The organism is Croceicoccus pelagius (assembly GCF_001661915.1).
Taxonomy (GTDB): domain Bacteria; phylum Pseudomonadota; class Alphaproteobacteria; order Sphingomonadales; family Sphingomonadaceae; genus Croceicoccus; species Croceicoccus pelagius.
Genome location: NZ_LYWY01000040.1, coordinates 53,065 through 64,340, shown reverse-complemented (window position 1 = coordinate 64,340; position 11,276 = coordinate 53,065). Strand labels below are relative to the sequence as shown.

10 protein-coding genes are annotated in these 11,276 nt (G+C 65.5%); all 10 read left to right on the top strand.

Annotated elements, in window-relative coordinates; all coding sequences use genetic code 11:
- Positions 1-7 precede the first annotated feature (7 nt).
- Positions 8-1,180, top strand: coding sequence for an undecaprenyldiphospho-muramoylpentapeptide beta-N-acetylglucosaminyltransferase (gene murG, locus A9D15_RS14525; RefSeq protein ID WP_066766281.1), 1,173 nt, complete (start codon positions 8-10; stop codon positions 1,178-1,180).
- Positions 1,177-2,613: a UDP-N-acetylmuramate--L-alanine ligase gene (gene murC, locus A9D15_RS14520; RefSeq protein WP_066766280.1), complete on the top strand. Its 1,437-nt coding sequence runs from the start codon at positions 1,177-1,179 to the stop codon at positions 2,611-2,613. Before murG ends, murC begins: the two co-directional genes overlap by 4 nt.
- Before the next feature lie 62 nt (positions 2,614-2,675).
- Positions 2,676-3,581 carry a UDP-N-acetylmuramate dehydrogenase gene (gene murB / locus A9D15_RS14515; protein ID WP_216634400.1) on the top strand — a complete coding sequence of 302 codons (906 nt, stop codon included), beginning with the start codon at positions 2,676-2,678 and terminating at the stop codon, positions 3,579-3,581.
- Entirely contained in the window at positions 3,578-4,525 is a 948-nt protein-coding gene (locus tag A9D15_RS14510; RefSeq protein WP_066766275.1) for a cell division protein FtsQ/DivIB, read from the top strand. Before murB ends, A9D15_RS14510 begins: the two co-directional genes overlap by 4 nt.
- Positions 4,526-4,530: 5 nt before the next feature.
- Complete coding sequence (ftsA, locus tag A9D15_RS14505; RefSeq protein WP_066766273.1) at positions 4,531-5,799, top strand: cell division protein FtsA; 1,269 nt, start codon at positions 4,531-4,533, stop codon at positions 5,797-5,799.
- Positions 5,800-5,852: 53 nt separating this feature from the next.
- Complete coding sequence (locus A9D15_RS14500) at positions 5,853-7,202, top strand: MBL fold metallo-hydrolase (protein WP_066766271.1); 1,350 nt, start codon at positions 5,853-5,855, stop codon at positions 7,200-7,202.
- A gap of 169 nt (positions 7,203-7,371) precedes the next feature.
- Entirely contained in the window at positions 7,372-8,856 is a 1,485-nt protein-coding gene (gene ftsZ, locus A9D15_RS14495; RefSeq protein ID WP_066766269.1) for a cell division protein FtsZ, read from the top strand.
- On the top strand, positions 8,795-9,685 hold the full coding sequence (locus A9D15_RS14490) for a tetratricopeptide repeat protein (protein ID WP_172807536.1): 891 nt from the start codon (positions 8,795-8,797) through the stop codon (positions 9,683-9,685). The genes ftsZ and A9D15_RS14490 overlap by 62 nt, the downstream gene beginning before the upstream one ends.
- 207 nt (positions 9,686-9,892) lie before the next feature.
- Positions 9,893-10,399, top strand: coding sequence for a type III secretion system chaperone family protein (locus A9D15_RS14485; RefSeq protein ID WP_066766265.1), 507 nt, complete (start codon positions 9,893-9,895; stop codon positions 10,397-10,399).
- A gap of 1 nt (position 10,400) precedes the next feature.
- Entirely contained in the window at positions 10,401-11,207 is an 807-nt protein-coding gene (locus A9D15_RS14480; protein ID WP_066766264.1) for a pyrroline-5-carboxylate reductase family protein, read from the top strand.
- The last annotated feature ends 69 nt before the right edge of the window (positions 11,208-11,276 follow it).

The following is an 11,276-nucleotide window of genomic DNA, read 5'->3' as shown; positions in this document are numbered from 1 at the left end:
TGAGGCGATGAGCGTCACGCGCCATTACGTACTAGCCGCCGGGGGCACCGGCGGGCACATGATCCCCGCATTCGCGCTGGCGAGCGAGCTGCTCGCGCGCGGGCACCAGGTCGCGCTTGTCACCGACAGCCGGGGCGAGGCGATACCCGGCGTGCCCGACGGCCTGTCGGTCCACGTCCTGCCCGCGGGCCGGATGCAGGGCGGACTGCTGGCCCGCGTCAAGGCCCTGATCGCGATCTGGAATGGGCGGAGCATGGCGCTGCGCCTTCTGAAAGAGATCGAGCCGAGCGCCGTCGTCGGTTTCGGCGGATACCCCGCACTTCCCACGCTGCTTGCCGCGCGCGCCGCCAAAGTGCCGTCGGTGATCCACGAACAGAACGCGGTGCTGGGCCGCGTGAACCGTTTCCTTGCCCGTAGCGTCGCGGCGATCGCCACAGCCTACGAAAAGATCGAACGAATGCCTGCGGGCACGGCGGATAAGATCCACCTCGTCGGCAATCCCGTCCGTGCCGAAGTGCTCAAGCTGCGCGACCGCCCTTATCCGGCGTTCAGCGAAAATGGCCTTCTGCGCGTGCTCGTCACCGGCGGTAGCCAGGGCGCGACGGTGCTGTCCAAGGTCGTTCCCGACGGCCTGGCGCAATTGCCCAAGAGCATTCGGCACCGGTTGCAGGTGACGCAGCAGTGCCGCGCCGCTGACATCGATACGGTGCGCGAGGCCTATCAGCGTCACGAAATTCCCGCCGAGCTGGGCACTTATTTCGAGGACATGGCCGAACGCCTTGCCGACGCGCACCTGTTCATCGGCCGCGCGGGCGCATCGACCATTGCCGAACTGACCGCCGTGGGCCGCCCCGCGATCCTGATCCCGCTGCCCAGTGCCATGGACGATCACCAGTCCGCCAATGCGCGCGACATGGCAGAAGCGGGCGGCGCGCGATCCATCCGGCAGGACAGGTTCACGCCCGAGGAACTGTCCCGCCAGATCGAGGCGATGGCAGCCGATCCCGAAACGCTGGGCAATGCCGCGCACATGGCCTGGAACTGCGGCCGCCCAAATGCGGCAAAGGACCTGGCCGACCTGGTGGAAAGCTTCGGCGGCGCGCCGCTGATGGACGTGATCCGCGTCGGCAAGTCGGCAGCGCCCGAAACTTCCACCCAGACCGCAGGAGCAGGCGCATGAAGGGCGTTTCGACCGACATCGGCACGATCCACTTCGCCGGCATCGGCGGCATCGGCATGTCCGGCATTGCCGAAGTGATGCACAACCTGGGCTATTCGGTGCAGGGGTCGGACATCAACGAAAGCTACGTCGTGGAGGGGCTTCGCAAGAAGGGCATCCCGGTGATGATCGGGCAGAAGGGCGAGAACCTCGAAGGGGTCGCCGTCCTCGTCACCTCGACCGCGGTGAAGCGCGACAATCCCGAAGTGGTTTATGCGTTGGAAAACCGCATCCCCGTAGTGCGCCGCGCGGAAATGCTGGCCGAACTGATGCGCCTCAAACGCACGGTCGCGGTTGCGGGCACGCACGGCAAGACGACGACAACCTCGATGATCGCTGCGCTGCTTGACGCGGGCGGGGTCGATCCGACGGTCATCAACGGCGGCATCATCAATTCCTACGGTTCGAACGCGCGCGTGGGTGAGAGCGACTGGATGGTCGTCGAAGCGGACGAGAGCGACGGGTCCTTCCTGCGTCTCGACGGGCAGATCGCGGTCGTCACCAATATCGATCCCGAACATCTCGACCATTACGGCAGCTTCGATGCGGTGAAGGACGCCTTCGTCGAATTCATCGAGAACGTGCCTTTCTACGGCGCGGCGGTGCTGTGCATCGACCATCCCGAGGTTCAGGCGATCCTGCCAAAAATCCGCGACCGGCGCGTGGTCACTTACGGCTTTTCCGCGCAGGCCGACGTGCGCGGCGAGAATGTGCAGCCCTATCCCGGTGGCAACAGGTTCGACGTGTCGATCCGCCACCGCGATGGCCATGTCGACAAGATCGAGGGCGTCGACCTGCCGATGGCGGGCCGCCACAACGTGCAGAACTCGCTGGCCGCGATTGCCGTCGCGCTTGAAATGCAGTGCCCGCACGGGACGATTTCTGATGGCTTCTCGCGCTTCTCGGGCGTGAAGCGCCGCTTTACGAAGGTGGGCGAGATCGCGACGGGAGCCGAGCCGGCGATCGTCATCGACGACTATGGCCACCACCCCGTAGAGATCCGCGCCGTGCTTTCCGCCGCGCGCGAAGGGGCGGGCAGTAGCGGGAGAGGGGGGCGCGTCATCGCCGTGGCGCAGCCGCACCGCTACACTCGCCTGCGCGACCATATGAGCGAGTTCCAGCAGGCATTCAACGATGCCGACATCGTCTATGTCACCCCGGTCTATCCGGCGGGCGAACAGCCGATCGAAGGCGTGGATGCCGACGCGCTTGTCGCGGGGCTGAAGGATCGCGGACACCGCACCGTCAGCGTGGTCGAAGATGTCGACCATCTTGCCGACACCCTGGCGCAAGTGGTCGAACCGGGCGACCAGGTCGTGTGCCTTGGTGCCGGCGACATCACCAAATGGGCGGCGGGCCTTGCCGATGCCGTGAACGGACGGACCGCAGGCTGATGGCGGCAATCGTCCGGAATGGCGACACGCTGGAGGTCACGCTGGAAAGCGGGACCTTCACAATGCCTGCGCCGCGGGGCGACCTGACTGCCGATGCGCCGCTGGCGAAGCTGATCTGGTTCAAGACCGGCGGTCCTGCCGAACTGCTGTTCGAGCCCGAGGACGCCGACGATCTGGCCGCATTTCTTGCCGCGCTTCCTGCTGATGTTCCCGTCATGGGGCTGGGGCTTGGCTCCAACATGATCGTGCGTGATGGCGGCGTTGCGGGCGTGGTCATTCGCCTCGGCAAGCCGTTCTTCGATACCGAGGTTCTGGACAAGACGACCGTGCGCTTCGGCGGCGGCACGCCGGGCGTGCTGGCCAGTTCCACCGCGCGCGATGCGGGCATTGCCGGCATGGAATTCCTTAAGTCCATCCCCGGCACCGTCGGCGGTTTCGTGCGGATGAACGGCGGCGCCTATGGCCGCGAGGTGAAGGACATCCTGACCGAATGCGACGTCGTCTTGCGCGACGGGACGCGCAAGACGTTTGGCCTGGCCGACATGGGCTATACCTATCGCCACTCCGACTTGCCCGAAGGTGCGATCGTTGTATCGGCCACGATGCGCGGTGAACCGGGCGAACCTGCCGCGATCCAGGCCGAGATGGACCGCATTTCCGAGGCGCGAGAGGCATCGCAGCCGTTGCGTACCAAGACGGGCGGGTCGACTTTCAAGAACCCCGACGGCACATCGGCGTGGAAGCTGGTGGACGAAGCCGGTTGCCGCGGCCTGATCGTCGGCGACGCGCAAGTCAGCGAAAAGCACACCAATTTCCTCATCAACCGGGGCGAGGCGAGCGCCGCGGACATCGAGATGTTGGGCGAGGAAGTACGCCGCCGGGTTAAGGACAAGTCGGGCGTGACGCTCGAATGGGAAATCCGCCGCGTCGGCAAGTTCGGCGCGACCAAGGTGGAGCCGGGGGTATGAGCACCACGATCAAGCGCGGAGGCAAGGGGGTTCGCCGCGCGGCATCGGCAAAAGGCAAGAAGCGCGCAGTCGCTGGAGCCAAGGCAAGGACCGGCGGCCTGTTTTCGCGCATGATCGGCGCACTGGGGCTATCCGAAAGCGCGCTGCAAAAGACGTTCACCGGCCTCATCGTCATCGTTGCGGGCGCGGCGATCTGGGGCATTGCGGTCATTTCAGGCTTCCCGACTTTCGCGGACGAGACGATCGGCAAGTTTGCCGCCGACACCGGCTTTGCGGTTCGCCGTGTCGAGGTCCACGGCGTGGAGCGCATGGACGAGGAAGAGATCTACAGCCGAGCCATCGCAGCACAGGCCCAACCGATAACTCAGCTGGATGTGGCGAACCTGCGCGAAGAGCTGGTCTCGCTGGCATGGGTGTCCGACGCGCGCGTGTCGCGCCAGCTACCCGACACGCTGGTCATCGACATCATCGAACGCACGCCCCACGCGGTGCTGCAGCAGGGTGAGGATTTCGTCCTTATCGACCCGACCGGCCATCGTTTGGAACCGGTCGCGCCTGCCAAGGCGGAAAAGATGCTGGTGCTGAAGGGCGACGGCGCGGCCGAACGGGCCGCCGATCTTGCCATCCTGCTGGAAGCTGCGCCTGCCTTGAAGAATCAGGTGCGCGGGGCCGAATGGATCGGGAATCGCCGCTGGAACCTGACGTTCTCGACAGGGCAAGTCGTGGCCTTGCCCGAAGGTGAGGACCAGTCGGCAGAGGCGCTGGTGGCCTTCGCGCAGATGGACGGCATGAACCGCCTTCTGGGCGGCAAGGTCGCGGTGTTCGACATGCGCGATCCCAGCCGCGTCTACATGCGCGTTCCCGGACGCGCGCAGGACGAGGCGAAGGCACGCGAAGAAGCAAAGCGTCTCGCCGCCGAAGCGGCGCGGGACAACGGGGGCTAAGGGTTATGGCGAACCTCAGGATCGAAAAGGTTTTCGGCGCGATCAACATCGGGTCTTTCCGCATTTCGGCGATGATCGCCGGGCTGACGGCGGACGGAGAGATGATCGTGCTGGGTTCGGGGCACCGCGCGGCGGACGGCATCCGGCGCGGCTATGTCACCGACATGGACGCGGCCAGCCACGCCATCCGCGACGCGATCGAACGCGCCGAACGGGCCGCCGACACGCAGGTCTCTTCCGTCTGGATCGGCTGTGCGAACGCCGGATTGATGAGCGAAATCCGCGAAGTCGATATCGAGACCGGCGGCCGGCGCATCGATCAGGACGACGTCGAATACCTGCTGGCAGAAGCCCGCGACCGTATTGTGCCGCAAGTGGGCGAACCGCGCGTCGTGCTGCACGCCCAGCCCGCGCACTACATCCTTGACGGCGCGCAGGGCGTGTCGAACCCGCGCGGCCTTCACGCGCAGCGTCTTGCCGTTGCCGTCCACGTGATGGAGGCCGAGGCAGGCCCGCTCCGCAACCTGATGGAAGCGGTGCAGAACGCGCACCTGGAGGTTGAGGGTGTCGTCGGCGCGGCGGTGGCCAGTGGCCATGCCTGCCTTAGCGACGAGGAAAAGGAACTGGGCGTCGCGGTCGTCGATTTCGGCGCGGAAGTGACGCACGTTTCGGTCCACGTCGGCGGGATGCTGGTGGGCGTCTCGGTCCTGCCTTACGGCTCGAACGACGTGACCGATGCCATCGCCTCTGCCTTCGGTATTCGCCGGATGCAGGCGGAACGGCTGAAGTGCGTCTATGGCTCTGCCATCGCCAGCCCGACCGACCACCGCGAGATGATCCCGCTGGGCGCGGAAGGCAAGCACGGCGGCGAAGAAGTGCAGCGCGCGGAACTGATCAGCGTCATCAACGGCCAGCTTGGCCGCTGGACCGAGGACGTGGCCAAGGCTTTGAAAGGCATGGGTTTCGTAACCGGGCGCGGCGGCAGCGGGCGGCAGATCGTACTGACCGGCGGCGGCGCGGAACTCGCCGGTCTTGCCGATTATGTCCAGCAGGCGCTGGCCAAGCCGGTGCGAACCGGTCGCCCGCCACAGATGACCGGCCTTCCCGAAGCGCACGCGCGCCCCGGTTTTGCAGCGCTGGCAGGACTGGTGCTCTATGCCGCGGCCGATCCGGTCGACATCCGCACCCACGGTTCGGCATGGCAGACGACATCGCGCTTTGGCAGGATGAATCTGCCCGCGCGCGTCATGCGGGCGATCCGCGAGTATTTCTGATCCGGAACCCGCGCTGATCCTCCACGTATCTTAAAGGTACGAAGGAGGATCAATTGCTGCTCGAGAAAATCAGGACGCCCGGCCTTTCGCACTTGTCCTACATCTTGGGCGCGGGCGGTAAGGCGGCGGTGATCGACCCGCGTCGCGATTGCGCGATCTATGTCGAAAAGGCCCGCGCAGAGGGGCTCGAGGTCACACACATCTTCGAAACCCATCGGAACGAGGACCTTGTCTCCGGCGCGCCGATCCTTGCCGCGATGACCGGCGCGAAAGTGCTCCACGGCCCCAATGCGGCGGGCAAGGTCGCCTATGCAGAAATCGCGGGCGAGGGCGATTGCTTCGATATCGGGCAGTTGCGGATCGAGGTGCTGGAAACACCGGGCCACACGCTCGACCATCTTGCGTATGTCCTGCACGACACTGCCTATCCCGAGGGGCCGGTCGCCGTCTTTACCGGCGATGCGCTGTTCATCGGTGACGTGGGGCGGACAGACTTCTTCCCCGACCGCGCGCGCGAGGTATCGGGCATGCTCTATGACAGCCTGCAGAAGCTGCTGGCGCTGGGCGACCAGACGCTTCTCTATCCCGCCCACGGGGCAGGTTCGGTCTGCGGATCGGGCATGGCGGAACGCGAATTCTCGACCATCGGGCACGAGCGTGCGAACAACCCGCGCCTGCAACTGAACCGCGAGGCCTTCGTCGAGGCCAAGGTTGCCGAGAACCATTACCAGCCGCCCTATTTCCGGCTGATGGAGCGGCTGAACCTCGAAGGCGGCGATCCGGCCCCGCCTGTCATCGCCCCGCCCGTGCTGTCGCTAGACCGGTTCAAGGCGCTGGATGTCGATCACGTCATCGACGTGCGCGAGCCGCTGGCATGGGCTTCGGCGCATTTCCCCGGTGCGCTGTGCCTTCCCGTTGGCATGATATCGGCCTTCGCAGGGTGGTTCGTGGGCGAGGGCGAAAGCATTGCGCTCGTCGGATCGGATCACAGCCAGATCGCGACCGCGATGGAGCATCTGGTCCGCATCGCGCTCGACAACGTGGTCGGCGGCTACGTCGGCATCGTCCCTGCCGCCGCGCAAGGTCGCGACATGGCGCGGGTGCCGACAGTTGTCACCGAAGAAGTCGAAGCACGTCTGAACGAGGGCGAGACGGGCTGGAAACTGCTCGACGTGCGCGACGCGGACGAGCGGGAGCAGGCCGCAATCGAGGGGTCTGAGCACATCTACGTCGGCGAACTGGGTGAAAAGTGGCGCGACCTGGACAAGGACACGCATTACACCGTCATGTGCGCCAGCGGAATGCGAGCGAGCGTCGCGGCTGGACTGCTTGCCTCCAAGGGGTTCGAAAAGCTGGATATCTACCTGGGCTCGATGGGCGCGTGGAAAGCCGCGCACGGCTGATTTTTCGCTTGGTCGGCAAAGCGGGCCGCTTCGTCGCGAATCGCCGATTTCCTGCCCTAACCGAGGTGTGGAAATCTATGAGAATGCTTTGCTCCGGTGATTCGTTCTGTGGCACAAAGAGAGTCAAATTCAGGGGCACGCTGGACGCAGCGATTTTGCGGAGACGTTCATGAGCATCAATATCGGTCCACCGGCAGTCGAGGAACTGCGGCCGCGCATCACCGTAATTGGTGTCGGTGGCGCAGGTGGCAACGCCATCGCCAACATGATTCAGGCGGAGATCGAGGGGGTCGATTTCGTCGTCGCGAATACCGACGCGCAGGCCCTCAACAATTCGATCGCCGAAGATCGCATCCAGCTCGGCCCTGAAATCACGCAGGGTCTGGGCGCGGGTTCGCGGGCAGAGGTTGGCCGCGCCGCGGCAGAGGAAACCCTGCACGAGATCGACCGGATGCTCGACGGCGTCCACATGTGCTTCATCGCTGCCGGCATGGGCGGCGGCACCGGCACCGGTGCGGCCCCCGTCATCGCCAAGGCCGCGCGCGAAAAGGGCGTGCTGACCGTCGGCGTCGTGACCAAGCCCTTCATGTTCGAAGGCAGCCGCCGCATGCGCAATGCCGATGCGGGCATCGAGGAACTGCAGAAGCACGTCGACACCCTGATCGTCATTCCGAACCAGAACCTGTTCCTGGTCGCCAGCCCCGATACCACCTTCAAGGAAGCTTTCGCGCTGGCCGACGAAGTGCTGCAGCAGGGCGTGCGCTCGATCACCGACCTCATGGTCATGCCGGGTCTCATCAACCTGGACTTTGCCGACGTGCGTTCGGTGATGGGCGAAATGGGCAAGGCGATGATGGGCACGGGCGAGGCCGAAGGCGATTCCCGCGCTCTCGAAGCGGCGGAAAAGGCAATCGCCAACCCGCTGCTGGACGGTGTTTCGATGGCCGGCGCCAAGGGCGTCATAGTCTCGATCATCGGCGGCGAGGACATGCGCCTCATGGAAGTCGACGAAGCCGCGAACCACATCCGCGAACTTGTCGATCCCGATGCGAACATCATCTGGGGGTCGGCCTTCAATCCCGACCTTGCGGGCAAGATCCGCGTCTCGGTTGTCGCCACCGGCATCGACCAGTCGACCGAACAGGTGCAGCCGCAGGGCGGTGCGCAGCCGTTCTCGCTCGGTTCGGGCCGCGCGCCGATGCGCCCGGGCATGGCGCCTGCCGCAGCCGCTCCGACGCCCGATCACCATACCACCGATCCGCGCGGCGGCATCGACGATCCGGCTGATGACAGCGAGCACAAGATCGTGGGCGGGGGCTTCGGTTCGGCCAACGACGAACCGCTCGACCTGCCCCTGGAACTGAGCGAAGAGGTATCGGACAATTCGGACGAACTGGTGTTGGGCGACGAATTCGTGCAGCGCCCTGCCGCACAGTCCGATTCGGTCGTGACCGGCGGCTGGCAGCAGCCCGCGCCGACGCCCCGTCCGGCAGCACCCGCTCCGGCGGCGCCCGCTTCTTCGGGCGGCAGCACGCTGTTCGAACGCATGGCCAGCCTGTCGCGCCCGCGTGACGAGCAGCCAACCCGCGAGGATGATGATGACGACGGCGCGGAGCTCAACATCCCGCGTTTCCTGGGACGGCATAACCGTTAACCGGAACACGAAGTCGAAGAACCGCCGTCGCGCATTCGTCGCGGCGGCGGTTCTGCTTGCTGGCGGGGTGCAGCTGCACTCTCCGCCCGCCGCCGCGCAGGCGGTTCGCACCGCGATGGATGCGAACGAACGCGCCCTTGAACGCGCCCGCGACCAGTTGAGCCGCGATCCTTCGGACTTGCGTGCCCTTCGCGAGGGGGTGCAGGCCGCCATGCGACTGGGCCGCATCGACCTTGCCGCCACTTATGCCCAACGGGCGCAACAGCTTGCGCCGGGCGACGCGCATATCACCGCCGCGCGCGGCGCGATCGAGATTCACCGTGGCCGCCCGCGGCAGGGCTTGGCTCTGTTCGAGCAGGCCGACATGGCGGGATTGCCCGAAAACGTCTTCGTTTCGGACCGTGCGCTCGGCTACGATCTCCTCGGCGACCAGCCTTCGGCACAGTACTACTACGCCATAGCCAACCGCCTGAACCCGAACGACGAAACGCTGCGCCGCTATGCGCTCAGCCTGTCGATCATCGGTGATTACGACACGGGCGCGGCGATGCTGAAGCCTTTGCTCAATATCGGCGATCGTCCGGCGTGGCGGATGCAGGCCTTCATGCTGGCGATCAACGGGCGCGGGGACGAGGCGGTTGAAGTGCTGAACCGCATCCTGCCATCCGACGTCGCCGCCGAATTGACACCCTACCTGTTGCAGATGCCGAACCTGACCCGCGCGCAGCAGGCTGCGGCGGCCAATCTGGGCATCTTTCCCTCGCTTGCACAGGCCGGCAATTCCGCCGCCGAAGCACAGCGCGCCAAGCGCCGCCGACCCGGGGACTGACCGGGCGAGTGAGCCGGCGAGTGAACTGGCCCGAAGCAGCGCGAACAGCGGCTTCCACAGGCTGTCCCGTGCTTGTCCACAAGCTCTGCACAAATGTGTCGACTTATGCCCAGCAAGCGGGGGCGGGGGTGATTGTGTCACGGGGGTGAAAAGATTCATCAGGGGTGCCAAAGGACAATCAACCCCAAACGCTGGACGGACACGCACATGATAACAGACCGGCACACCGACACGGGCGAAGATGATTCCGCACCGGTCGATACGCTGGTCGCGCTGTTCGAGGCGCGGGGCTGGCCTTACGAACTGATCGGAGAGGACGAGCTTTCGGGCGAAGTCCAGGGCGCCTGGGCCAAATACCAGATGCGCGCGATCTGGCGGCGTGAGGACAATGTTCTGCAATTGCTCTGCCTGCCCGAAGTGCGGGTCGGTGACGACAAGCGCACGGCGATGTTCGAACTGCTGAGCCTCGTCAACGAACAGATCTGGCTGGGCCACTTCGATCTCTGGTCGTCGGGCTCGGTCCTGTTGTACCGTCACGGCATGATGCTGGGTGACGACGGATTGCTGTCCATCATGCAGGCCCAGATGGCCGTCGAACACGCGGTTGAAGAGTGTGACCGCTTCTATCCGGCGTTCCAGTTCGTGCTGTGGGGTGGCCGTCAGCCTCAGGACGCGTTAGACGCCGCGCTCATCGACGCTGCCGGAGAAGCCTAGAATGACATTGCCGAACAAGATGCTGCTGATCGGCTGCGGTAACATGGGAGGCGCCATGCTGGATGGTTGGCTGGCCGCAGCCGCGGACCCTGCCATCTTCACCGTTCTCGATCCCATGATCCCGTCCGTACCGGAAGGCGTGCGCCTGACCCGCACCCAACCTGACGAGCAATTCGATGTCGTCCTGCTCGGCATAAAGCCGCAGGGCCTTGCCGAGGCGGCGCCCGCCATCGAACCCATCATCGGTCCCGATACGGTGCTGCTCTCGCTTCTGGCGGGGGTTCAGCTCGACACGCTGGCCGAACGGTTCCCGCGTGCGGGCGGCGTTGTACGCGTAATGCCCAACCTGTCGGCCAAGCTGGGCAAATCGCCCGTGGCGCTGGCCGGAAAGGGCCTGAGCGATGCGCAGAAGGACACCGTCAAGACGCTGGCCGACATGCTGGGTCAGGGCGAGTGGATCGGTGAGGATACGTTCGACCTCACCACCGCGCTGGCCGGGTCGGGTCCTGCATTCGTCTATCGCTTCATCGATGCGCTGGGCAAGGCCGCGGCCTCGCTCGGCCTGCCCGAGGAACAGGCCAACCGGCTTGCCGTCGCGACTGTCGACGGCGCGACCGCGCTTGCCATGCGTAGCGAACATTCGCCGGGCGAACTGGCACGGCGCGTTGCATCAAAGGGCGGCGTGACACAGGCCGGGCTCGACACGCTGGATGCGGACGATCGCCTGCTCAAGCTAATGACCGACACCTTGCGCGATGCGGCTGCCCGCAGCGCCGAAATGTCGCAGGAGGCCCGCGCCAAGGGCTGAACGCCCTGTCTGCCGCGCCTTGTACGTCTGCCGCGCATTGTAACAATTTGTCGCAACCGGCCTGTCCGT